Raw genomic sequence first — 22,194 nt, forward strand, 5'->3', positions numbered from 1 at the left:
GTCGCGGGCGCACAGCGCGTCGCGCGGGTCCTCGCGCTCGGGGACGGCCCCCAGGAGGAGCCCGTCGACCGGCGCGGTGGGAAGATCCTTGAGCGAGTGCACGATCGCGTCGCAGCGCCCCGCGAGCAGGGCGTCGCGCAGGGCGCTCACGAAGACCCCGGTGCCGCCGAGCGACGCCAGAGAGCCCTTCATGCGGTCGCCGTCGGACTCGATCCGCACCAGTTCGACGGGCACTCCCGCCGCGGCCGACATGAGGTCGGCCGTCATGCTCGTCTGCGCGACGGCTAGCGCGCTCGCGCGCGTGCCGATCCGGATGCTCATCGAGACCCTTCCGTCACGGGGCGACTCCCGCGAGCGCGGGCTTGAAGCCGGCGCGGACGTTCTCGCAGCAGCCGGGTCGGCAGACGTCGTACCAGGGCCCCAGAGCGGTCATCGACGGCCGCTCCTCGGTCGGCGTGCCGTTCACGCGCTCGAGCACGAGGTCGACGAGCCCGGAGACGTAGACCGGGTCGGTGCCGGGGGTCGCCACGCGGATCGCGATGAGCCCGTTCTCCTCGGACGTCTCGAGCGCCTCGTTGTCGAGGTCCCACATGACCTCCATGTGGTCCGAGACGAAGCCCAGCGGCACGATGAGGACGGCCTTTCGGCCCCGCCCGGGCAGCTCGGCGATCGCGTCGTTGATGTCGGGCTCGAGCCACGGCTGCGTCGGCGGACCGGAGCGCGACTGGTAGACGAGCTGCCACGGCACGTCCTCGGTGGTGGCGGCCGCCATGACGACCTCCGCCACGGCGAGGTGCTGCGCCTCGTAGGCGCCGCCCGCGCCGAAGCCGTGCACGTCGACGACCGTGCCGTCGTCGTGGCGCTCGTGCGGTCCGCTGCGCTCGGCGTCGGCCATCGGGATCGAGTGCGTCGAGAACAGCACCTCCACCTCGGTGGTGAGGTCGATGCCCGCAAGGCGCCCCTGCAGCTCCTCGAGACCGTCGTGCACGGCCTTGACGAACGGCATGACGAAGCCCGGGTGGTCGAAGAACTGCCGCACCTTGTCGATCCGCAGCTCGCCCTCGAGCCCTGTGGCGTCGAGCGCCGCCGCGTAGTCCTCGCGGTACTGACGGCACGACGAGAAGGAGGAGTAGGCGCTGGTCGCGATGGCGATCAGGTTCGAGAAGCCGCGCTCCTTCGCCTCCGACACCGCCTCGCTCATGTAGGGCGCCCAGTTGCGGTTGCCCCAGATCACGGGGAGATCGATGCCGCGCTTCTCGAGCTCGGCCTCGAGGGCCGCCTTCAGCGCGCGGTTCTGCGCGTTGATGGGGCTGACGCCGCCGAAGTGGCGGTAGTGGTGGGCGACCTCCTCGAGGCGCTCCTCCGGGATGCCGCGACCGCGGGTGACGTTGCGCAGGAACGGGATGACGTCGTCCTGCCCCTCGGGTCCGCCGAAGCCGGCGAGGAGGATCGCGTCGTACGCGACGGCCTCCTCGACGTGCTCGGCGCCGGATGCGGCCGCCGGGGTGGCCCCGCGGACCAGGACGCCGGAGTCGCTCGTCGGGGAGTCGGGGGTCGTGTCGCTCATCGGAGCACCTCTGCGATCTGGCCGGCCTCGATGCGCCGACCGGTGAAGAACGGGACCTCTTCGCGCACGTGACGGCGCGCCTCCGTGGCGCGCAGGTCGCGCATCAGGTCGACCAGGTTGACGAGCTCCTCGTCCTCGAGCGCGAGGATCCACTCGTAGTCGCCGAGCGAGAAGGACGCCACCGTGTTCGTGAGGACGGAGCGGAAGCGGGAGCCCTGACGGCCGTGCTGGGCGAGCATCGAACGGCGCTCCTCCTCGGGGAGAATGTACCACTCGTAGGAGCGGACGAACGGGTAGACCGTGAGCCAGCGCGCCGGCTCCTTGCCGCGCATGTAGGCGGGCAGGTGGTTCGAGCTGAACTCGGCGTCGCGGTGCACGCCCATCGCGTTCCAGGTGGGCAGGAGGCTCGACAGGAGGTCCGTGCGCCGCAGCACCCGGTACCCGCGCTGGAGCTCCTCGGGCTCGGATCCGACGAGCCAGAGCATGATGTCCGCGTCGGCGCGGAGGGCCGAGACGTCGTAGGTGCCGCGGACGGTCACGCCCTCGCTCGCGAGCTGCGCGACGACGCCCTCGTAGTGCTCGACGGCCGGGGCGGCGGAGTCCTCGGAGAGGGTGAGCGGACGTGCGGGATCCCTGCGGAGGACCGCCCAGAGCGTGTATCCCAGAGGCTGATCGGCGGGTGCCTGGTCAGCGGGGGGCTGCGGCGAGGAAGCGGCAGCGGTCTCTTCGCGGGCGGACTGAACGGGACCCGCCGTTCCGGCGGTCTGATCGGTCATTGATCCATCATCCCTCCGCTCGCGCGGATGCACAAAAGCATCGACGGCTCTGGCGCCGGGGCCCCGGGCGCGCTAGCGGACGACGAACGGCCGCCCCCGTGGGGACGGCCGTTCGCGGAGGGGGGTCAGTCCTCGGTGATCTGCTTGACGACGCCCCAGGCGATCAGCCCGACGGCCGCGGCCACTCCCGCGGCACCGGCGATGAGCGCCGACGGGTTCTGCCGGCCGACGACACGGAACTTGCGCTGCAGGGTGCGCTGCGCGTTCTTCACCTTGCGCGGCACGTTGATCTTGAACTCGATGGCGTCGAGCGTCGCGGCCAGCTCCTGGCGGGCGCGCTCGATGTCGGCCTTCAGCTGGTCGGGCTTCAGCTGGGCCGGGTCGACGAAGCGGGGGGTGGTGGTGCTCACGTCAGTGGTCATAAGTGCCGACTCCCTTGAACGCCTGGACGTCCTTCTTGATGCTCTCGATCGAGTCCTGCGGAACGGGCGGGACGGCCTTCTTGATCGACTTGACGCCGACCAGCGCGAGCACGACGGCCACGATGAGGAAGAACACGGTGACGATCAGCGCCGACAGCCAGGCGGGCAGCCACGACGAGATGCCGATGATCGCGAAGGTCACGAGGGTGGCCCACGCGGTCAGGAGGAGGAAGGCCGCCACGGCGAACAGCGCCACCGCGAGGCCCGCGTTCTTCGCCTTGCCGGACAGCTCGTTCTTGAGGGAGGCGAGCTCGGCCTTCACGAGCTCGACGACGAGCCCCGGGAGGTCGCCGACGAGCTCGCCCAGTGATCGGGCGTTCTTCGGATTGCGTTCGTTCACCACGGGGGCTCCTCGAGGTCGGGACGTGCCGGCCCGGCACCGGTCGATGGGGCCGAGCGGATGGGAACTAGGCCTTGCTCGTGGAGGTCGACGACGCCGATCCTCCCGAGCCGCCCGAGGCCGCTGCCTCGTCGACCTTGGCGGCCGCGCGGCGTGCGGCGGCGGTCGCCTCGGCGTCGCTCGCGCCCTGCGACTTCTTCCCGCCAGCGACGGCCTTCGACACGACCGTGCGCACGATCTCGTACGCCTTGTCCGAGACGGTGCCGAGCTGCGTCTTCGCCGCTCCGCCGACCGCTCCCGCGACGTCCTGCACCGGCTGGGTCTGCCAGAAGCGGTTGGCCGCCGCGGCGATCTGCTCGTACCGCTTGCGGCCCGCACGTGCTCCGAGCACGTATCCGGCTGCGGCTCCTGCCACGAAGATGATCTTGCCCTTCACGCCTACTCCTCGTCCTGGGCCGCTCTCGCGGCTCGTTCACGCGGTCGATGACCACTCGTGTCGGGGCGCACCGCACTCACGCGGGCGCCTGCGACCCAGAGTAGCCGCCGCCGTCGTGTTCTTCGCGCGGGAGCCCGACGCCTTGACGCACGAGGCGGCGGCGGACTAGGGCGGCGGCCTCCGCCGCGTGGGGCAGCACCGAGGCGAGCCCGGTGCCGGCGATCCACGTGCCCGTCACGGCGAGACCGGGCACGGGCGCGAGGGCCTCGCGGAACGCCTCGAGGTGGTCGCGCCGGCCGAGCGCCGCGGCCGGGCGCACGTTCGCCCAGCGCACGCGAGCGGCGGCGACGAGTGCGGCGGGGTCGAGGTCGACTCCCAGCAGGACCGACGCGTCGCGGAGGGCGGTCGCGGCGGCCTGCGCGTCGTCGGCTCCCGCGAGCGGCGGGGCCTCTCCGGGCCGGCCGTAGGAGAGGCGGAGCACGTGGCGGCCGCGCGGCAGCGTGTCGGCCAGCCAGGACCACTTCGCCGTCGCATGGGTGAGCGCCTTCGCCACGACGTCGTCGGCGGTCGGGGCGACCAGCACTCCGGATCCGCGCGGTGCCGCGTCGAGGCGGGCGTCGTCGATCACGAGGGTGACGAGCTCGACGGTGTCCTCGCCCGGCTCGTCCGCGTCACGGGCCGCCGGCACCAGGTCGGCGAGCAGGGCGCGCGCGTCGTGCTCGGGAGTGGCGACGACCACGGCGTGCGCGGTGAGGACGGAGTCGTCGGCGAGACGGAGGGAGAAGGGGGCGTCCTCGCCCGAGCGCTCGAGGCGCGCGACACCGGTGCCGGTGCGGATCTCGCCCGAGAGGTAGCCGATCCGCTCGACGAGCGCCGCGACCAGACGGTGCATGCCGCCGTCCAGCCCCCGCACGGCGACGCCCGCCGGGACGTTGGCGCGCAGGGCCGCCACCGCTCCCGCGAGGGAGCCGCGGCGGGTGATCGCGCCGTTCAGGCCGGGGGCCGCGAGGTCGACGTCGATGTCCTCCGGGCGGGACGAGTAGACGCCCGAGACGACCGGCGCGACGAGGTCCTGGAGCACCCGCTCGCCCATCCGGGTGCGGACGAGCTCGGCGAGCGAGTGGGCCCGGCCGATGCGCAGCACCGGCATGAGGGTGTCGAGCCAGGCCCTCGTCGCGGCCCGCCGTCCGATGGCGCGGACCACGTCGGGAGCCAGGGGCGTGCTCGGGATCCCGAGGATCCCGGCGCGCGGCGACGGGACGGAGCGGCCGCCGGACAGGTGCAGCCAGGACCCGCCGGTGCTCGGCTCGACGACCGACTCGGCGAGCGGACGCCCGCCGAGGGTCAGGCCGGCGAGCACCTTCTCGACGTGGCCGCCGCGGGTCGCGAAGCTCTCGGCCCCCGCGTCCAGCACGGTGCCGGCGAGGTGCAGCGGGGCGACGGAGCCGCCCACCCGCTCCCCCGCCTCGAGCACGACGACCCGCAGGCCGATCCGGAGGCACTCCGCGGCGGCGGCGAGCCCCGCGACTCCTCCGCCGATCACCGCGACGTCGTGGTCGACGGGGCGCTCGGGACTCACGGCCGCCAGTCGTGCGCGAAGGCGACGAGTCGCGTCAGCACGTCCGGGTCGGTCTCGGGCGGCACGCCGTGGCCGAGGTTGAGCACGTGCGCGGGAGCGCTGAGGCCGCGGCGGAGGACGTCGTCGACGTGCGCGGCCAGCACCTCCCAGGGCGCCGAGAGCAGGGCGGGGTCGACGTTGCCCTGCACCGGCACGAAGCCGCCGAGGCGGTGGTTCGCCTCGTCGAGCGGGATGCGGTAGTCGACGCCCACCACGTCGGCCCCGATGGCGTGCATGGCGCCGAGCAGCTCGCCCGTGCCGACGCCGAAGTGCACGATCGGCACGTTCCGGCGGACGCCGCCGCTCTCGAAGGCCAGGTCGCGCACGTGGGTGAGTGCGCGGGTCGAGGCGGGGGCACGTGCGCCGTGTAGTCGGCGAGCGAGAGCGCCCCGGCCCACGAGTCGAACAGCTGGGCGGCGCTCGCGCCGGCCGTCACCTGGGCGCGCAGGAAGCGTCCGGTGACCTCGGCGGTCCACTCCATCAGGCGGGCCCACGCCTCGGGGTCGGCGTGCATGAGGGTGCGGGCGCGGATGTGGTCCTTCGACGGCCCGCCCTCGACGAGGTACGCGGCGAGGGTGAACGGGGCGCCGGCGAAGCCGATCAGCGGGGTGTCGCCGAGGCCCGCGACCGTGCGGCGCACGCCCTCGCGGATCGGCTCGAGGGTCTCGTCGAGCACCGAGGGGTCGATCGCCGTCAGCTCGTCGACGTCGGCGGAGGTGCGCACCGGCTTCTCGAGCACCGGGCCGCGGCCGGGGACGATGTCGACCGCGACGCCCGCGAGCCGCAGCGGGATCACGATGTCGCTGAAGAAGATGCCCGCGTCGGTGCCGTGGCGACGCACCGGCTGCAGGGTGATCTCGCTCGCGAGGTCGGGATCGAGGCAGGCGTCGAGCATCTTCGTGTCGGTGCGCAGCGCCCGGTACTCGGGGAGGCTCCGGCCCGCCTGGCGCATGAACCAGACCGGCGTGCGCTCCGGGCGCTCGGAGCGGTACGCGCGCACGAGCGCCGAGTCGGCGGTGCGCCCGGCGGAGAGGGGGTGCAGCGGATCGAGCAGGCCGTCGAGTGGGGAGGTCACCGCGGCATTATTCCAGGCTTCCCCGAGCGTTCCTCCCGGATCCCGGGCCCGCTCCACCGGGACGGCGCGTAGACTGCTGAGGTGCTTCTGTGTCTGACGGCGTCGCACAAGAACGCCAGCTTCGATCTCCTCGAGAAGCTCTCCGTCGACTCCTCCGCCGTCGCCTCGGCGCTCGCGGACGGCATCGACTTCGTCTCGGGGGCCGTCGTCGTGGCCACCTGCAACCGCTTCGAGGCCTACCTCGACATCGACGAGCCGCTCACCGCCGCCCGCGCGGTCGCCGTCGAGGCCGCCACGGCCGCCGTCAGCGCTGCGACCGGTGTCGAGCAGGAGCAGCTCCGCGGCAGCGTCGACGTGGTCTCGGGCGACCGCGTGGCCGAGCACCTCTTCGCCGTCTCCAGCGGCCTCGAGTCGGTCGTCGTCGGCGAGGGCGAGATCGCCGGCCAGGTGCGCCGCTCCCTCGAGGAGGCGCGTCGCCTGGGCACCACCTCGTCCGAGCTCGAGCGCCTCTTCCAGCGCGCCTCGCAGACCTCGCGCGGCATCAAGAACCGCACGGGCCTCGGCAGCGCCGGCCGCTCGATCGTCCGGCTCGCCCTCGATCTCGCCTCCAGCCGGATCACCGACTGGCGCGCGGCCCGCGTGCTCCTGATCGGCACCGGCAGCTACGCCCGCGCCACTGTCGCGGCCCTGCGCGACCGCGGCGTCGTCGACATCGCGGTGCACTCCCCCTCCGGTCGCGCCGAGGGCTTCGCCGCACGGCGGGCCCTGCGCCCGATCGCCGGAGCCGACCTCGCGGCCGAGGCGGTCGCGCCGACGTCGTCATCACCTGCACGACCACCGAGGCGCCCGTGCTCGACGCGGCCCTGCTGATCGACGGCCGGCTGCACTCCGCGGCCCGCGAGCGCCAGCTCGTCATCGACCTGGGCCTGCCGCGCAACGTCGCCGCCGACGTGACGAGCGTCACCGGGGTGGAGCTGCTGGATCTCGAGACGATCAGCCTGCACGCTCCCCTCGAGGTGCTCGACGCGTCCGAGAAGGCGCGCGCGCTGGTCGACAAGGCGGCCCGCAAGTTCTCGGACGTGGCCGACGAGAAGAGCCTCACCCCGGCGGTCGTCGCCCTCCGCGCTCACGTCTTCGACGCGCTCGACGCCGAGATCGAGCGGGCCCGCTCCCGCGGCGACGACGACGGCCGGACCGAGCAGGCGCTGCGCCACCTCGCCGGCGTGCTGCTGCACACCCCGAGCGTGCGTGCGCGCGACTACGCCCGCGCCGGCGCGCAGGAGGCGTACCTCACCGGTCTCGAGGCGCTCTTCGGCATCGAGGTGCCCGCCGAGCCCGCCGTGGCGCGCCCGCGGAGCGACGACTCCGCCGCCTCCGCCTGACCCGTGGCGCTGCGGGTCCCCTTCGAGGCCGAGCCGATCCTGACCGACCGGCTCCTGCTGCGGCCGCTGCGCGTCGAGGACGCCGCCGATCACGCCCGCTACCAGGGGCACCCCGATGCGGTGCGCTACCTCCGGTGGCCGGTCCGCACTCCGGAGGAGTCCCGCGCGCACCTGCTCACCCGCCTGCCGTCCGCGCGGCTCGCCGCCGACGGCGACGTGGTCGTGCTGGCGGTGGTGCCGCGCGAGGGCCCGCTCTCGGGCCACGTGGTCGGCGATCTCACGCTCATCGCCGCCTCGGTCGAGCAGGGGGCGGTCGAGATCGGCTGGGTGCTGCATCCGGACGCGCAGGGTGAGGGTCTCGCGACGGAGGGGGCCCGCGCGCTGCTCGACCTCGCGTTCGACCGGCTCGGCGCCCACCGCGCGATCGCTCAGCTCGACGACCGCAACACCGCCTCCGCCCGGCTCTGCGAGCGCCTGGGGATGCGGCGCGAGGCGCACCACCTCGAGGACGAGTACTGCAAGGGCGAGTGGACGTCGACCCTCGTCCACGCGCTGCTGGCGCGGGAGCACCGCGCCTCTGAGCGCTCCTCGCTGATCGAGTAGCCCGCGCAGCGGGCGTATCGGGATCCACCAGCGCCGGAGGCCGGGGTCTCGATACGCCGCTCCGCGGCTACTCGACCAGCGAGAGAGGGGTCACGCTCCGCGCAGCCCCGAGAAGAGGTGCGCCTCGAGCCGGTCGAGCGGGATCCGCTCCTGCTTCATCGTGTCGCGGTCGCGCACCGTCACGGCGTCGTCCTCGAGCGAGTCGAAGTCGACCGTGACGCAGAACGGGGTGCCGATCTCGTCCTGGCGGCGGTAGCGGCGCCCGATCGCCCCGGAGTCGTCGAAGTCGACGTTCCAGAGCTGGCGGAGCCGGTCGGCGACCTGGCGGGCGAGCGGTGAGAGCGCCTCGTTGCGCGAGAGCGGCAGCACGGCCACCTTCACCGGCGCCAGCCGCGGGTCGAGGTGCAGCACCGTGCGCGTCTCGACCTTGCCCTTGGCGTTCGGGGGCAGCTCCTGCTCCTCGTAGGCGTCGACGAGGAACGCCATCAGCGCGCGGGTCAGTCCGAAGGACGGCTCGATCACGAACGGCACGAAGCGCTCGTTGCGCGTCTGGTCGAAGAACGAGAGGTCCTTGCCCGAGTGCTCCATGTGGGTCTTGAGGTCGAAGTCCGTGCGGTTCGCGACTCCCATCAGCTCGCCCCACTCGCCCGAGGCGAAGCTGAAGCGGTACTCGATGTCGACCGTGCGCTTGGAGTAGTGGGAGAGCTTGTCCTTCGGGTGCTCGTACTGGCGGATGTTCTCGGGGTCGATGCCGAGGTCGACGAACCAGTCCCAGGCGAGCTTCATCCAGGTCTCCTGCCACTCCTCGTCCGTGCCGGGCTCGACGAAGAACTCGAGCTCCATCTGCTCGAACTCGCGCGTGCGGAAGATGAAGTTGCCGGGGGTGATCTCGTTGCGGAACGCCTTGCCGATCTGGCCGATGCCGAACGGCGGCTTCTTGCGCGCGCTCTGGAGCACGTTGGCGAAGTTGGTGAAGATGCCCTGCGCGGTCTCGGGGCGGAGGTAGTGCAGTCCGGACTCGTCGTCGACGACGCCGAGGTAGGTCTTCATCAGGCCCGAGAACTGCTTGATCTCGGTCCACTGGCCGACCTTGTCGGGGTGCTCCGGATCCGGGATGTCGGCGAGTCCGTTGACGGGCGGGTGGCCGTTGACCTCCTCGTACTTCTCGAAGAGGTGGTCCGCGCGGTAGCGCTTGTGGGTGATGAGCGACTCGGTGAGCGGGTCGGAGAAGACGCCGACGTGACCGGAGGCGTTCCAGATCGCGGTGGGCAGGATGACGGCGGAGTCGAGTCCGACGACGTCGCCGCGGCCCTGCACGAACGCCTTCCACCACTGGCGCTTGATGTTCTCCTTCAGCTCCACGCCGAGCGGCCCGTAGTCCCACGCCGAGCGCGTTCCTCCGTAGATCTCTCCGGAGGGGAAGACGAACCCCCGGTGCTGCGCGAGGTGACGACTTTGTCGAGGGTGGTGGGTTCTGCCACGGGTTGCTCCTCAGCTGTTCGGGCGCACGGGGCCCCGACGCGCGCCGGCTGCGCGCGTCCTGTGATGTGTGCACCCATGGTAGCCGCGGGGCGGCCCGGCGCCCGGGCGTCCCTCGGGCTCCGGAGGCGGCAGGATGGCCGGATGAGCAGCCTCCCTCCGATCGTCGTCTCCGCCGTCGCCGTGCTCCGCGAGCGCCGGGTGCTGATGGTGACGGCCCGCGGTCGCGACGTGCTCTACCTGCCCGGCGGCAAGGTCGACGCGGGCGAGACCGGCGAGCAGGCCGCCGCTCGCGAGGCCCGGGAGGAGCTCGGCACCGCGACCACCCGGCTCGAGGAGCTGTTCGTCGTGCGCACGCAGGCCCACGGCGAGCCCGCGGGCCGCGAGGTGCACATGCGGGTCTACCTCGCCGAGCTCGCGGGCGAGCCCGCGGCGAGCGCCGAGATCGACTCGCTGCACTGGATCGGGACCGCCGACGCGCACCGGTGCCCGCCCGCCGGCGTCGCGACGCTCGAGCGCCTCCGCCTGCTGGATCTCGTCGACTGAGACGGCGACGCGCCCGGCCCGTCGGGCACGCCGCGCTCGGGGACGGCCGCCGCCGCCGCCGGCCCGCGGCGACGGCTACCCTCGTGCCGTGGAGACGAGACGACGCGCGCGGGATGAGTCGACGCCGGGCGGGCCCTCGCGGCTCGAAGCGGTGCGGATGGAGGCGGCGGTCCCGATCCTGCGCATCTTCTCGGTCGCGAAGGCGGGCGAGTTCTACGTCGACTACCTCGGCTTCACCGTCGACTGGGAGCACCGCGCCGGCCGCGACGCTCCCCTCTACCTCCAGGTGTCGCGCTCGGGCCTGCGCCTGCACCTCAGCGAGCACCACCGCGACGGCAGCCCGGGAGCGGCCCTGCACGTGTCGCTCCGCGGGGTGCGCGAGCTGCACGCCGAGCTCGACGCCAAGGCGTACCCGTACCTCAATCCGCGCATCACGCGGACCCCGTTCGGCTTCTCGCTCGAGGTGATCGACCCGTTCGGCAACCAGCTCCGTTTCGCCGAGGCCGTGCCGGAGCCGACTAGCGCCTGAGAGCGGCGGAGGTCAACCGTTCACGCCACGTCCATCCGTTTCGAAGAGCGGTCGCCTAGCGTGGCTGCGATGGCTGCACAGGTGACGACGGGACGACCGGGCACGGTCGAGGCGTCGGAGCGGACCTCCCGCGTCCCGCTCCGGGCCCGTCGACTCGCGCAGCACGCCTCGCGCGTCGCCCCGCTGGCGATGGGCACCGTCGCGTCCAGCGCGATCCTGGTCGGCTCGCTCGGCGTGGGGTACCTGCCCGGCGACTCGCCGATCCGGCAGTGGCCGCTCATCGCGACCCTGCGCTCGACCGCGTCGCTCACCGAGATCTGCGCCATGGCCGTGCTCGGCGGCGGACTGCTCCTCCTGCTCGCGTGGCTCCGGCTCCGCTCGACGGCGCGGAGCGGGGATCCCCGCGCTCTGCGCACGATCCTCGTCGCCGCCCTCTCGTGGTGCGCTCCCCTGCTGATCGCCGTGCCGCTGTTCAGCCGCGACATGTTCTCGTACGTGGCGCAGGGCCGCCTGATGAGCGCGGGCATCGATCCGTACACCAGCGGAGTGGCGATGCTGCCGGGATGGTTCATCCTGGGCGTCGATCCGGTCTGGGCCGACTCGCCGACGCCCTACGGACCCCTCTTCCTCCTGATCGAGCGGACCGTCGTGCAGCTCGCCGGCTGGTCCTCCCCCGAGCTCTCGGTCGCCGTGCTGCGGGCCGTCTCGGTCGCCGGAGTCGCCGTCATGGCCGTCTACGCGCTGCGGCTGGCCCGGCTGCGCGGCCTCTCGGTGCCCCTGACGGCGTGGATCGTCGTCGCCAATCCGCTGACGCTCGTCCTCTTCGTCGTCGCCGGGCACAACGACTCGGTGATGCTGGCGCTGATCCTCGCGTCGCTGTTCTACGCGAGCACCGACCGGCGCGTGCTCGCCGTCGTGCTGATGGGCGCCGCGATCGCGGTGAAGCCGGTCGCCGTGATCGCCCTGCCCGTGGTCGCGCTGCTCTGGCTGCGCCGCGACGCGACCCTGCGGGAGCGGGTGCGCGCCTGGCTCTGGACGGGACTGGGGGCCCTCGGACTCGTCGTGGCGCTGGGCTTCGCCATCGGCGTCGGCGTGGGCTGGGTCGCCGCGATGATCGTGCCGGGCACGATCATGCACTGGTACGCGCCGATGTCGCTCGTCTCGATCCTCGTCTCGACCTCCGTCGAGCTGACGGGGCACGATCCCGCCGCCGCCGTGACCCTCGTGAAGCTCCTCGCCCTGACGCTCGCCGGCGCCGTCGCGGCGTGGCTGATGCTCACCCGCAGCTCGATCGACCCGCTCGCGCGGCTCGCGACCGCACTGCTGGCGTTCGTCACGGCGTCCTCGGCGATCCACCCCTGGTACGCCCTCTGGATCCTGCCGATCGCCGCGCTCGCGCGCCCGTGGAGGACCGTGCACGTGCACCTCGCGGTCTACGCCACGATCTTCCTGATGTGCGTGACCCTCGCCGAGCCCGTGGAGGGCAACGGCGGGATCCTCGACCAGCTGCCCGGCCGGGTGGCCACGATCGCGGCCATGGCCGTCGTCGGCCTCTACGTGCTGCTCGGCTACACCGACGCCGAGCACGTCGAGGTGCGCGGGCTCGTGCGCGGGCTGCCGCTCGGCGGAGAGATGCTCGCGCGCGGCTCCGATCTGCTGCAGCGGGCGACCGGGGGGCGCATCGGATCGCGGCTCGACCGGCGGTACGCGAGCGCCCGCGTGCGCGACTGGCGCTAGGGCGCGGCGTTACGGCGCGGCGCTAGGCTCCGGGCTCGTCGCTCCGGCGCCGACGGCGCTCGATCGCGGCCTGCGCCGCGACGGTGGCGGCCTCCGGATCGCCGGAGCCGAGGACGCTCGAGAGCGACGACAGCCAGCGGGCGTCGTCCCGGCTGCCCTGCAGCGCGTTCGAGAAGAGCGGGAGCTCGGTGCGGGTGGCGTGGATCGCGTAGGACTCCCGGCTGTAGCCGTTGTCGGGGACCACGGGTGCGCGCCGATCGGAGGAGCGCGCGTCGTCCTGGGGCTCGGCCTCGCGCCCGGAACGCCTCTCGGCGGCGTCGTCTCGCTGGTTGTCCTCGACCACGGGTCCTCCTCGTCTCACCGCGACCGCGGCGAGCGGGCGGGCGACCCGGCGACAGTGCCGGGCGCGACGGTCAGAGTACCCCGATCACGGCCCGTCCGGCTCGTCGTCGTCCGGCGCCGCCTCGTCGCGCGGGCGAGGGGCGGGGCGCCACACGACGAGCTCGGTGCGGCGCTGCGCGCGCGTGCCGTGCCGCAGCGTCACCACGTCGCCCTCGAGGCCCGCGGCGAAGACGCGGCGGCCGGGCCGGTTGAGGAGCTCGTCGGCCAGCGCGGACTCGAGCTCGCGCACGCGCTGGGACAGCGACTGCACCTGGTTCTCGAGCTGGAGGATCCTCGCGATGCCCTCGAGGGAGACCCCCTCGGAGGACAACCGCGCGACCTCGCGCAGCTGGACGACGTCGCGCATGGAGTAGCGGCGCGACTTGCCCGCGGTGCGGGTGGGGCGCACCAGGCCGAGCCGGTCGTACTGCCGGAGGGTCTGCGGGTGCATGCCGGCGAGGTCGGCGGCGACCGCGATGGCGAACACGGGGGTGTTCTCGTCCATCGCCGCCTCCTCTCCGGCCCCTCGGCCCGTCGCACTCGTGCGGTCTAGTAGCGGGCCTTCTCCAGGAGGTCCTCGCGGGGGTTCTCGGCCGGCTCGGCGGCCGCGTAGGCCTCGAGCGCCGCCTTCGCCGCGGCCGACAGGTGATCGGGGACCGCGACCTGGACGATGGCCAGCAGGTCGCCGGTGCCCTTGCCCGTCTCGACGCCCCGCCCCTTGACACGCAGCACGCGCCCGCTGGGCGTCCCTGGAGCGACGCGCAGCTTGACGGGCTCCCCCCCGAGGGTCGGCACCTCGATCGTCGCGCCGAAGACGGCCTCGACGAAGGTGACCGGGACGTTGACGCGGAGGTTCAGGCCGTCGCGCTCGAAGACGGGGTGCTTGCGGACGGCGACGGTGAGCACCAGATCGCCGGGCTCGCCTCCGTCGGGACTCGGCCGCCCCTTGCCGCGGACGCGGATCTTCTGCTGGTCGGCCACTCCGGCCGGGATGCGGACCGACAGCGGCCGCCCCTCGCCGGTCTGCAGCTGCACGGTGTCGCCGCGGGTCGCGGTGCGGAAGTCGATGGTGGTGCTGGCCGTGAGGTCGGCGCCCTTCTGCGGGCCGCCGAAGCCGCGGTACCCGCCGCTGGGCTGCCCGAAGCGGCTGCCGCCGGCCGCGCCGCCGAACATGCCGCCGAGGAGGTCCTCGAAACCGGGCGGGGGGCCCTGCTGGGTGCTGTAGCCGGAGCGCCCGCCCTGGCCGAAGACGTTGCCGAACACGTCGTCGAAGCCGCCGGGCTGTCCGCCCGCGGTGAAGCGCGCTCCGCCGCCCATCGCGCGGATCTGGTCGTACTCCTTGCGCTGATCCGCGTCCGAGAGGACGGTGTACGCCTCGCTGATCTCCTTGAAGCGCGCCTCGGCGCGGGCGTCGCCCGGGTTCGAGTCCGGGTGGAACTGCCGCGCGAGCTTGCGGTAGGTCTTCTTCAGATCCGCCGCGGAGACGTCCTTGGACACGCCGAGGACCTTGTAGAAGTCCTTGTCGAACCAATCCTGGCTGGCCATGTGCCTCTTCCTGTGTCGAGTGCGGCGAGGGACCCCGCTCCCGTGCCGCCTGCGGAGGCGGGAGGAGCGGGGTCCCTCGCGGTGGTGCGGAGGGTGTCAGTCGGCGGGGACCGCGACGACCACCTTGGCGGCGCGCAGCAGCGTGCCTCCGAGGTAGTAGCCCGCCTCGACGACGTCCGCGACCGTGGAGGTCTCGGCGCCCGGCGTGGGCTGCTGGAAGATCGCCTCGTGGATGTTCGGGTCGAACAGGTCGCCGACGGCGCCGGTCTTCACCAGGCCGAGCTTCTCGGTCCCGCCGCGCAGCTTCTGCGCGATGGCGGTGAAGGGACCGCCCTCGGGCAGGTCGCCGTGCTTCTCGGCGCGGTCGAGGTCGTCGAGCACGGGGAGGATGACCTTCACCGCGTCGCCGATGGCCCGCTCCTTCTCGGCCTGCCGGTTCGACTCGGTGCGCTTGCGGTAGTTCGCGTACTCCGCGGTGACCCGCTGGAGGTCGGCGAGGTGCTCCGCTGCGAGCGTCTCGGCGTCGGACTGGCCCGAGAGGAAGGAGAGGTCGGCGTCCGAGAGCGTCGTCTCGACGTCCGGGCCCTCGGCCTCGATCAGACCCTCGGTGTCCTGAGCGGCCTGCGCCGCCTCGGCACCGGTGGTCGGCTCCTCCTCGGGCACGCCCTCGGTCGGCTCCTGGCCCTGCTCGCCGGCCGTCACTTCGCGTCCTTCGGCTCGTCGTCGTCGATGACCTCGGCGTCGACGATGTCCTCGTCGTCCTTCTTGTCACCGTCGGCGGGAGCGTCCTGCGGGGCGCTCTGCGCGGCCTGGTCCTGCGAGTAGATCGCCTGGCCGAGCTTGGTCTGCGAGGCGTTGAGGGCGTCGAACGCGGTCTTCACCGCGGCGTCGTCGTCTCCGGCGAGCGCGGTCTTCAGCGCATCGACGTCACCCTGGACCTCGGACTTGACGTCCTCGGGCAGCTTGTCCTCGTTCTCCTTGATCAGCTTGTCGATCGAGTAGGCGAGGGTCTCGGCGTTGTTGCGGATCTCGGCGGCCTCGCGGCGGGCCTTGTCCTCGGCGGCGTGCTCCTCGGCCTCGCGGACCATGCGCTCGATGTCGTCCTTCGGCAGCGACGAGCCGCCGGTGATCGTCATCGACTGCTCCTTGCCGGTGCCCTTGTCCTTCGCGGACACGTGCACGATGCCGTTGGCGTCGATGTCGAAGGTGACCTCGACCTGCGGGATGCCGCGGGGGGCCGGGGCGATGCCGGTGAGCTCGAAGGTGCCGAGGTTCTTGTTGTCGCGGGTGAACTCGCGCTCGCCCTGGAAGACCTGGATCGCGACGGACGGCTGGTTGTCGTCGGCCGTGGTGAAGGTCTCGGACCGCTTGGTCGGGATCGCGGTGTTGCGCTCGATGAGCTTGGTCATGATCCCTCCCTTGGTCTCGATGCCCAGCGACAGCGGGGTGACGTCGATGAGGAGGACGTCCTTGCGCTCGCCCTTGAGGACACCGGCCTGCAGCGCGGCGCCGACGGCGACGACCTCGTCCGGGTTGACGCCCTTGTTGGGCTCCTTGCCGCCCGTGAGCTTCTTCACGAGCTCGGCCACGGCCGGCATGCGGGTCGAGCCGCCGACGAGGACGACGTGCGCGATGTCCTCGACCTTGACGCCCGCCTCGGCGATGACGTCGGTGAACGGCTTGCGGGTGCGCTCGATGAGGTCGCTGGTGAGCTCCTCGAACTTGGCGCGGGTCAGCGTCTCGTCGAGGTTCGCCGGGCCGTTCTCGGTGAGCGAGAGGTAGGGCAGCTGGATGCTGGTCGAGGTGCTCGAGGAGAGCTCCTTCTTCGCCTGCTCCGCGGCCTCCTTGAGGCGCTGACGGGCGATCTTGTCCTTCGACACGTCGACGCCGGTCGAGTCCTTGAAGCGCTTGACGAGGTGGTCGACGACGCGCTGGTCCCAGTCGTCGCCGCCGAGGCGGTTGTCGCCCGAGGTCGAGCGCACCTGGATGGTCGAGAAGTCGTCGTCCTTGCCCACCTCGAGGAGGGAGACGTCGAAGGTTCCGCCACCGAGGTCGAAGACCAGGATGAGCTCGTCCTCCTTGCCCTTGTCGAGGCCGTACGCGAGGGCGGCCGCCGTGGGCTCGTTGATGATGCGGAGGACGTTGAGTCCGGCGATCTCGCCGGCGTCCTTCGTCGCCTGGCGCTCGGCGTCGTTGAAGTAGGCGGGGACGGTGATGACCGCGTCGGTCACCTTGTCGCCCAGGTACTGCTCGGCGTCGCGCTTGAGCTTGCCCAGGATGCGGGCCGAGATCTCCTGCGGCGTGTACTTCTTCTCCTCGACCCCGAAGGTCCAGTCGGTGCCCATGTGGCGCTTGACCGACGCGATGGTGCGGTCGACGTTGGTGACGGCCTGGCGCTTCGCGGTCTCGCCGACGAGCACCTCGCCGTCCTTGGTGAACGCGACGACGGACGGGGTGGTGCGGAAGCCCTCGGCGTTCGCGATGACGGTGGGCTCGCCACCCTCGAGGACGGCCACGACCGAGTTGGTGGTTCCCAGATCGATGCCTACGGCACGGGACATAGCGTGTTTCTCCTTCGCGACCGGCCGGCCGTGAGGCGGTCGATCAGTTGTCGTGAGTGGTGCTGACGTGAGTGGTGCAAACCTCTGCGGGAGTTGAGTCCCGCAGGCTCAAGTTTACGCGGACCGTTCCTGGAGTCAAGCCGGGAGCGGAGAAGTTGAGTCGAGTGCGCTCAACTCCCAGGCGCCGCTTCCCGTCGTTCACCTCGACGCCCTACGGTGAGCGCATGACCGAACGCGCCGGCCGTCGACCCGTCCTCGCCTGGGGGCTGTGGGACTGGGGCGGATCCGCCTTCAACGCCGTCGTCACGACCTTCGTCTTCACGGTCTACCTCACGACTGACGGCCTCTTCGGCACGCCCAGCGGAGTCTCGGCCGCGCTCGGCTGGTCGCTCGCGGGAGCAGGGCTGGTCGTCGCCCTGATCGCTCCCATCACGGGCCGCCGGGCCGACCTCGGCGGGCGCCGGCGCCTGTGGCTCGGGATCCACTCCGCCGTCGTCGTCGCGTGCATCCTGCTGATGTTCTTCGTCCGCCCCGATCCCGCCTACCTCTGGCTCGGACTCGGGCTGCTCGCCGTCGGCACGGTCTTCTTCGAGTTCGCGAGCGTCAACTACAACGCGATGCTCAACCAGGTCTCGACGCGCGCCACCATCGGCCGGGTCTCGGGCTTCGGCTGGGGCATGGGCTACGTCGGCGGCATCGTGCTGCTGCTGATCGTCTACTTCGGCTTCATCTCGCCCGAGGTCGGGCTCTTCGGCGTGACCGGTGAGGACGGCCTCGACGTCCGCGTCTCGATCCTGCTCGCGGGCGTCTGGTTCGCGGTGTTCGCGATCCCCGTGCTCGTCGCGGTGCCCGAGCTGCCGGCTCGGGAGGGCTCCCGCGAGCGCGTCGGCGTGATCGCCTCCTACCGGGCCCTGTTCCGCCAGATCGCCGCTCTGTGGCGCGAGAGCCGGACCACGGTGCTGTTCCTGATCGCGAGCGCCGTGTTCCGCGACGGGCTCACCGGCGTCTTCACCTTCGGCGGCGTCCTCGCGCAGGGCACCTTCGGGTTCAGCGCCGGAGAGGTGATCCTCTTCGCGATCGCGGCCAACGTGGTCGCCGGAGTCGCGACCATCTCGGTGGGCGCCCTCGACGACCGCCTCGGCCCCAAGACCGTGATCGTCGCCTCGCTCGTCGGGCTGCTCGTCTGCGGCACCGCGGTCTTCGTGCTGCACGACGGCGGCGCCACCGTCTTCTGGATCTTCGGCCTGCTGCTGTGCCTCTTCGTCGGCCCCGCGCAGTCGGCGAGCCGCAGCTACCTCGCGCGGCTGATCCCGGAGGGGCGCGAGGGCGAGATCTTCGGGCTCTACGCCACGACGGGTCGCGCCGCGTCCTTCCTCGCCCCGGCCGCCTTCGCGGCCTTCGTGTCGATCGCCGCGGCGACCTCGGGCGGCGACGAGGCGAACGTGCAGTACTGGGGCATCCTCGGCCTGGTCCTCGTCCTGGGCGTCGGGCTCCTCCTGCTCCTCCCGGTGCGCCGGCCGCCCGCCACGGCGCCGATCGCGCCGACGGAGCCGCACGGAGCGGCGCTGCCCTAGAGTATCGGAGCCGTCGTCCGGACGGCCACCCGCCGAGGACGGCGGGCGACCCTGGAGGAGCGGCATGTCACGGCGGACCACGGACGAGGACCCCGCGCGACGCGGACCCGAGCGGCACACCAGGAGCGCCGAGCAGGCCGTCGACGCTCCGCGGACGAGCCCCGCCGACGACTGGCCGACCGCTCCGGCGGCCGCCGCCGCCCCCGTCCCGTCGGCCGACCGTCCGGCGTCGATCCGCGTCAAGAAGAAGCGCCGCGTCCCTCGTCGCACCCGGATCGCGAAGACCGCGAAGCGGATCGGCTACGGCCTGCTCGTCGCCGCGCTCCTCGCCGGCCTCGCGGTCGTCGTCGTGCTGATCGTCGCTCCGCACCAGCTCTTCTGAGCGGCCGGACCCGCGCTCAGGTCGCGAGCCAGAAGACGATCAGCAGCAGCGTGACCAGGAACCCGGTCAGGAAGTTGAGCGCGAGGAACCGCTTCCAGCCCGCGTTCGCCCGCTCCGCCTCCGCATCGCTCAGCGAGCGGTACGGCCAGATGCTGACCGCGTAGGGCACCGCCAGGACCACGGCGAGCGTCCCGGGCCACGGCAGCAGCAGGAGCAGGAGGCCGCTCGCGACGTAGGCGGCGATCGCGAAGCGCGTGGTCGCCCTCGCCCCGATGACCGTGGCGATCGAGCCGATGCCTGCGGCCCGGTCGGCGAGGATGTCCTGCACCGCTCCGAAGGCGTGGCTGGCGATCCCCCACAGGAAGAACGCGACGAGGAGCGCCACCAGCGGACCGGTCACGGTGGTGCCCGCCAGCGCGATGCCGTAGACGGCGGGGCTGACGAAGTGGGTCGCCGAGGTGAGCGAGTCGACGAACGGGCGCTCCTTGAAGCGCAGTCCCGGCGCGCTGTACGCGATCACGGCGAAGACGCTGATCGCCAGCACGAGCCACGAGAGCGGCGAGCCGAGGAGCACCAGCGCGACGAGGAACGGCAGGTTCGTCGCCACCGCCGCGATCAGGGTCGCGCGGTGCTCGCTCCGATCGAGGACGGCGCCCTCGACGCCGCCCTTCCGCGGGTTCCGCAGATCCGACTCGTAGTCGAAGACGTCGTTGATCCCGTACATCGCGAGGTTGTAGGGGATGAGGAAGTAGAGCGTGCCGAGCACGAAGGCGAGATCGATCTCGCGCGTGGTCAGCAGGTAGGCGGCCGCGAAGGGGTACGCCGTGTTGACCCAGCTGAGCGGACGGCTCGAGACGAAGAGGGCGCGGAGTCGGTTCACGAGGTGCTCCCGGTGGTGCGTCGGCGGGCCGGCAGGATCGACCAGAGCGCCGGCAGCGCGACGGCCGCCGCGATCGCGTAGGCGAAGTCCTCGATCGGCGCGACGCCGATCCTGATCCCCGAGATGAGCGAGTCGTCGTAGGCCACCAGGAGTCCGACCCCGATCATCACGTTGTCGAAGACGGCCGTCATCACGAGCAGCACGACGAGCGTGCCGACGAGGGGGCCGAGGCGGAGCCGACCGCGGCGCAGGGCGATCACGAGGACGACCAGCACCACGGCCAGGAAGACCGTGTTCAGGAGGAGGTAGGTCACGCCCGCGCCTCCGCCCGCTTCGCGAGCGCCCCGTGGACGTCCATCGACAGGTAGCAGAGCAGGGTGAGGAAGAGGACCTCCTCGACCGGGAGCTCGGGGGCGAGCTGCAGTCCGGTCATGTACGGGGTCTCGCCGCGGAAGAAGACGCCGAGCCCGATCCCGAACAGGTCCCAGATCAGGAAGAAGACGACTCCCGCGGGCAGCACGATCGCCGCCCGCCGGGCGTCGTCCCAGAAGAACAGCCCGAAGCGCTTGTCGAGCACGACCATCCCGAAGACCGAGACCGCGAGCGCGAGCAGGTAGACGACGCCCACCGGCTACTCCGCCGGGCCGGCGAGCACGGCGTCGCGCACCTCGCTCCGACCGTCGGAGCCACCGGGGCATCGGGCGCTCCGCGCACCGGGATCGGCTCGGTCGAGACGTCGCCGCGCACGCGCTTGAGCATGACCTCGGCGCTGATGACGCACATCGGCAGGCCGATGCCGGGGATCGTCGAGCTGCCGGCGAAGAGGAGCCCGTCGACGTGAGCGCTCGCGTTGCCGGCGCGGAAGAAGGCGCTCTGCTTGAGCACGTGCGCCGGGCCCAGCATCGAGCCGCGCCAGGCGCCCAGGTCGGTCTCGAAATCGGCCGGCCCGATGGTGCGCCGCACCACGATGCGGTCGGCGAGGTCCGCCGCTCCGGTCCAGGTCGCGATCTGCTGGATGGCCGCGTCGGCGATCGCCTCGACCCGCGCGTCGCCCGCGCCGTCGACTCCACCGTGGCCGATCGAGGTGTCGGCCGGGATCGGCACGAGCACGAAGAGGTTCTCGTGCCCGTCCGGAGCGACGCCCGGGTCGGTCGCGCTCGGTCGGCAGACGTAGAGGGAGGCGGGATCCGGCACCGACGGGTTCTCACCGAAGATGCGGCCGAAGTTGTCGCGCCAGTCCTTCGTGAAGAGCAGGGTGTGGTGCTCGAGCTGCGGCAGCTCGCCGCGCACGCCCAGGAGGATCAGCACGGCGCTGGGACCGGGGTTGCGGTCCTCCCAGTACTGCGGCGGGAAGGTGCGCTGCTCGTCGGGCAGGAGGGACTGTTCGGTCGTGAAGAGATCCGACGCGTTGACGACGAGCTCGGCGGGCAGGCGCTCGACAGCGTCCGGGCCCTCGAACTCCACCCCGACGACCTCGGCGCCGCGACGGCTGCCGCGGGGGGCGCGCGCGGTGAGGATGCGCGTGGCGGGCGACGAGGTGCGGATCGTGACGCCCGCCTCCTCGCCGACCTCGGCGACGGCCTCGATCAGCCGCGTGAATCCGCCCATCGGGTAGAGCACGCCGTCGGCCAGGTCGAGGTGGCTCATGAGGTGGTACATGCTCGGCGCGTCGTACGGCGAGGAGCCGAGGAAGACCGCCGGGTAGCCCAGGATCTGCCGCAGGCGGGTGTCGGTCACCGCGGTGCCCGCCAGGGAGTCGAGCGAGGTGAGCAGCAGCTTCCCGAGGGTCGCCGTGCGCGAGAGGACGTCCTTGCGCAGCAGCGGGAGGAACGACGCGAAGCTGGTGTAGAGGAAGCGGCGCTTGGCCATCTCGTACGTGTCGCGCGCCGACTCGAGGTAGGCGCGCATCCGCTCGCCCGAGCCCGGCTCGACGCTCTCGAACAGGGAGATGTTCGACTCGAGGTCGGCGAGCACGTCGAGCGGCTCGGCGACACCCTCGCTGTAGACCCGGTACCCGGGGTCGAGCTTCACCAGGTCGAGGCGCTCGTCGGCGCTCGTGCCCATCAGGCGGAAGAAGTGGTCGAAGACCTCGGGCATGAGGTACCAGGACGGACCGGTGTCGAAGCGGAACCCGTCGCGCTCCCACGAGCCCGCGCGGCCGCCGACGACCTCGCGCTTCTCGAGCACGGTCACGTCCCAGCCGTCGCGGGCGAGGAGCGCGGCGGAGGCGAGTCCGCCGATGCCGCCGCCGATCACGACCGCGCGGTGCGGCCCGGAGGCGGAGCGGCTGGCGCGGGCGGG

The 22,194-nt window shown here is 72.4% G+C and carries 23 protein-coding genes and 3 pseudogenes; 8 read left to right on the top strand and 18 right to left on the bottom strand.

The window, feature by feature from the left end:
- The 8 genes and pseudogenes from B0T42_RS15785 to hemE all read right to left on the bottom strand — a co-directional run.
- Positions 1–321, bottom strand: a pseudogene (locus B0T42_RS15785) (hydroxymethylbilane synthase); the annotation flags it as partial.
- Positions 322–334: 13 nt separating this feature from the next.
- Positions 335–1,567 (bottom strand): ferrochelatase, encoded by a 1,233-nt coding sequence (locus B0T42_RS15790; protein ID WP_077224019.1) that lies wholly within the window; start codon positions 1,565–1,567, stop codon positions 335–337.
- A complete protein-coding gene (gene hemQ, locus B0T42_RS15795; protein ID WP_077224021.1) occupies positions 1,564–2,343 on the bottom strand; it encodes a hydrogen peroxide-dependent heme synthase in 780 nt (259 codons plus the stop codon). The genes B0T42_RS15790 and hemQ overlap by 4 nt, the downstream gene beginning before the upstream one ends.
- Positions 2,344–2,468: 125 nt before the next feature.
- Entirely contained in the window at positions 2,469–2,753 is a 285-nt protein-coding gene (locus tag B0T42_RS15800) for a DUF3618 domain-containing protein (protein WP_230672090.1), read from the bottom strand.
- Position 2,754: 1 nt separating this feature from the next.
- Complete coding sequence (locus B0T42_RS15805; RefSeq protein ID WP_077224022.1) at positions 2,755–3,168, bottom strand: phage holin family protein; 414 nt, start codon at positions 3,166–3,168, stop codon at positions 2,755–2,757.
- 64 nt (positions 3,169–3,232) lie between these two features.
- Positions 3,233–3,601, bottom strand: coding sequence for a hypothetical protein (locus tag B0T42_RS21570; protein WP_077224024.1), 369 nt, complete (start codon positions 3,599–3,601; stop codon positions 3,233–3,235).
- 76 nt (positions 3,602–3,677) lie between these two features.
- Positions 3,678–5,180, bottom strand: coding sequence for a protoporphyrinogen oxidase (hemG, locus tag B0T42_RS15815; RefSeq protein ID WP_236720343.1), 1,503 nt, complete (start codon positions 5,178–5,180; stop codon positions 3,678–3,680).
- Positions 5,177–6,294, bottom strand: a pseudogene (hemE, locus tag B0T42_RS15820) (uroporphyrinogen decarboxylase). Before hemE ends, hemG begins: the two are co-directional and overlap by 4 nt.
- 81 nt (positions 6,295–6,375) lie before the next feature.
- On the opposite strand from hemE, the gene B0T42_RS22415 reads away from it, so the two are divergent.
- From B0T42_RS22415 to B0T42_RS15830, 3 genes are read left to right on the top strand one after another with little or no spacing between them, the layout of a single operon-like run.
- Positions 6,376–7,164 carry a glutamyl-tRNA reductase gene (locus tag B0T42_RS22415; RefSeq protein ID WP_342418265.1) on the top strand — a complete coding sequence of 263 codons (789 nt, stop codon included), beginning with the start codon at positions 6,376–6,378 and terminating at the stop codon, positions 7,162–7,164.
- Entirely contained in the window at positions 7,143–7,676 is a 534-nt protein-coding gene (locus B0T42_RS22420; RefSeq protein ID WP_342418266.1) for a glutamyl-tRNA reductase, read from the top strand. The genes B0T42_RS22415 and B0T42_RS22420 overlap by 22 nt, the downstream gene beginning before the upstream one ends.
- Positions 7,677–7,679: 3 nt before the next feature.
- Positions 7,680–8,279 carry a GNAT family N-acetyltransferase gene (locus B0T42_RS15830; RefSeq protein ID WP_236720344.1) on the top strand — a complete coding sequence of 200 codons (600 nt, stop codon included), beginning with the start codon at positions 7,680–7,682 and terminating at the stop codon, positions 8,277–8,279.
- 90 nt (positions 8,280–8,369) lie between these two features.
- On the opposite strand, the pseudogene B0T42_RS15835 reads toward B0T42_RS15830, so the two are convergent.
- Positions 8,370–9,760, bottom strand: a pseudogene (locus tag B0T42_RS15835) (glycine--tRNA ligase).
- Positions 9,761–9,902: 142 nt separating this feature from the next.
- On the opposite strand from B0T42_RS15835, the gene B0T42_RS15840 reads away from it, so the two are divergent.
- From B0T42_RS15840 to mptB, 3 genes are all read left to right on the top strand, one after another.
- Entirely contained in the window at positions 9,903–10,304 is a 402-nt protein-coding gene (locus tag B0T42_RS15840; RefSeq protein WP_077224026.1) for an NUDIX hydrolase, read from the top strand.
- A gap of 88 nt (positions 10,305–10,392) precedes the next feature.
- Positions 10,393–10,833, top strand: a complete 441-nt coding sequence (locus tag B0T42_RS15845; protein WP_201788564.1) for a glyoxalase superfamily protein — start codon at positions 10,393–10,395, stop codon at positions 10,831–10,833.
- Between the two features lie 69 nt (positions 10,834–10,902).
- Positions 10,903–12,570 carry a polyprenol phosphomannose-dependent alpha 1,6 mannosyltransferase MptB gene (gene mptB, locus B0T42_RS15850; protein WP_139344542.1) on the top strand — a complete coding sequence of 556 codons (1,668 nt, stop codon included), beginning with the start codon at positions 10,903–10,905 and terminating at the stop codon, positions 12,568–12,570.
- A gap of 22 nt (positions 12,571–12,592) precedes the next feature.
- Here the strand turns inward: mptB and B0T42_RS15855 are convergent, their stop codons facing one another.
- From B0T42_RS15855 to dnaK, 5 genes are all read right to left on the bottom strand, one after another.
- Complete coding sequence (locus B0T42_RS15855) at positions 12,593–12,913, bottom strand: hypothetical protein (protein ID WP_077224029.1); 321 nt, start codon at positions 12,911–12,913, stop codon at positions 12,593–12,595.
- A gap of 84 nt (positions 12,914–12,997) precedes the next feature.
- Positions 12,998–13,456 (bottom strand): heat shock protein transcriptional repressor HspR, encoded by a 459-nt coding sequence (locus B0T42_RS15860; RefSeq protein WP_077224031.1) that lies wholly within the window; start codon positions 13,454–13,456, stop codon positions 12,998–13,000.
- 44 nt (positions 13,457–13,500) lie between these two features.
- Positions 13,501–14,496, bottom strand: a complete 996-nt coding sequence (locus B0T42_RS15865) for a DnaJ C-terminal domain-containing protein (protein WP_077224033.1) — start codon at positions 14,494–14,496, stop codon at positions 13,501–13,503.
- A gap of 96 nt (positions 14,497–14,592) precedes the next feature.
- Positions 14,593–15,198, bottom strand: coding sequence for a nucleotide exchange factor GrpE (locus B0T42_RS15870; RefSeq protein WP_077224035.1), 606 nt, complete (start codon positions 15,196–15,198; stop codon positions 14,593–14,595).
- Positions 15,195–17,057, bottom strand: a complete 1,863-nt coding sequence (gene dnaK, locus B0T42_RS15875; RefSeq protein ID WP_077224037.1) for a molecular chaperone DnaK — start codon at positions 17,055–17,057, stop codon at positions 15,195–15,197. The genes B0T42_RS15870 and dnaK overlap by 4 nt, the downstream gene beginning before the upstream one ends.
- Before the next feature lie 224 nt (positions 17,058–17,281).
- Between dnaK and B0T42_RS15880 the strand changes: the two genes are divergently transcribed.
- Both B0T42_RS15880 and B0T42_RS15885 read left to right on the top strand, forming a co-directional pair.
- Complete coding sequence (locus B0T42_RS15880) at positions 17,282–18,631, top strand: MFS transporter (RefSeq protein ID WP_077224039.1); 1,350 nt, start codon at positions 17,282–17,284, stop codon at positions 18,629–18,631.
- A 64-nt stretch (positions 18,632–18,695) separates the two neighbouring features.
- A complete protein-coding gene (locus tag B0T42_RS15885; RefSeq protein WP_077224040.1) occupies positions 18,696–19,013 on the top strand; it encodes a hypothetical protein in 318 nt (105 codons plus the stop codon).
- 16 nt (positions 19,014–19,029) lie between these two features.
- Here B0T42_RS15885 and B0T42_RS15890 read toward each other — a convergent pair whose 3' ends face one another.
- From B0T42_RS15890 to crtI, 4 genes are all read right to left on the bottom strand, one after another.
- Positions 19,030–19,893, bottom strand: coding sequence for a prenyltransferase (locus tag B0T42_RS15890; protein WP_077224042.1), 864 nt, complete (start codon positions 19,891–19,893; stop codon positions 19,030–19,032).
- Positions 19,890–20,207: a lycopene cyclase domain-containing protein gene (locus B0T42_RS15895; protein WP_077224044.1), complete on the bottom strand. Its 318-nt coding sequence runs from the start codon at positions 20,205–20,207 to the stop codon at positions 19,890–19,892. Before B0T42_RS15895 ends, B0T42_RS15890 begins: the two co-directional genes overlap by 4 nt.
- Entirely contained in the window at positions 20,204–20,476 is a 273-nt protein-coding gene (locus tag B0T42_RS15900) for a lycopene cyclase domain-containing protein (protein ID WP_236720345.1), read from the bottom strand. Before B0T42_RS15900 ends, B0T42_RS15895 begins: the two co-directional genes overlap by 4 nt.
- Positions 20,383–22,194, bottom strand: a 1,812-nt coding sequence (gene crtI, locus B0T42_RS15905) for a phytoene desaturase family protein (protein WP_446737387.1), incomplete at its 5' end; no start/stop codon positions are given. The genes B0T42_RS15900 and crtI, both read right to left, overlap by 94 nt.

It is taken from the genome of Rathayibacter rhapontici (assembly GCF_001995175.1).
Taxonomy (GTDB): Bacteria; Actinomycetota; Actinomycetes; order Actinomycetales; family Microbacteriaceae; genus Rathayibacter.

What these genes read in the sequence shown, in the direction of transcription:
- mptB (WP_139344542.1), top strand. Translation starts at nt 10,903, where the DNA reads ATGGCTGCACAGGTGACGACGGGACGACCGGGCACGGTCGAGGCGTCG.
- B0T42_RS15790 (WP_077224019.1), bottom strand. Translation starts at nt 1,567, where the DNA reads ATGAGCGACACGACCCCCGACTCCCCGACGAGCGACTCCGGCGTCCTG.
- dnaK (WP_077224037.1), bottom strand. Translation starts at nt 17,057, where the DNA reads ATGTCCCGTGCCGTAGGCATCGATCTGGGAACCACCAACTCGGTCGTG.
- B0T42_RS15900 (WP_236720345.1), bottom strand. Translation starts at nt 20,476, where the DNA reads ATGGTCGTGCTCGACAAGCGCTTCGGGCTGTTCTTCTGGGACGACGCC.
- B0T42_RS15860 (WP_077224031.1), bottom strand. Translation starts at nt 13,456, where the DNA reads ATGGACGAGAACACCCCCGTGTTCGCCATCGCGGTCGCCGCCGACCTC.
- B0T42_RS15840 (WP_077224026.1), top strand. Translation starts at nt 9,903, where the DNA reads ATGAGCAGCCTCCCTCCGATCGTCGTCTCCGCCGTCGCCGTGCTCCGC.
- hemQ (WP_077224021.1), bottom strand. Translation starts at nt 2,343, where the DNA reads ATGACCGATCAGACCGCCGGAACGGCGGGTCCCGTTCAGTCCGCCCGC.
- B0T42_RS15880 (WP_077224039.1), top strand. Translation starts at nt 17,282, where the DNA reads ATGACCGAACGCGCCGGCCGTCGACCCGTCCTCGCCTGGGGGCTGTGG.
- B0T42_RS15885 (WP_077224040.1), top strand. Translation starts at nt 18,696, where the DNA reads ATGTCACGGCGGACCACGGACGAGGACCCCGCGCGACGCGGACCCGAG.
- B0T42_RS15865 (WP_077224033.1), bottom strand. Translation starts at nt 14,496, where the DNA reads ATGGCCAGCCAGGATTGGTTCGACAAGGACTTCTACAAGGTCCTCGGC.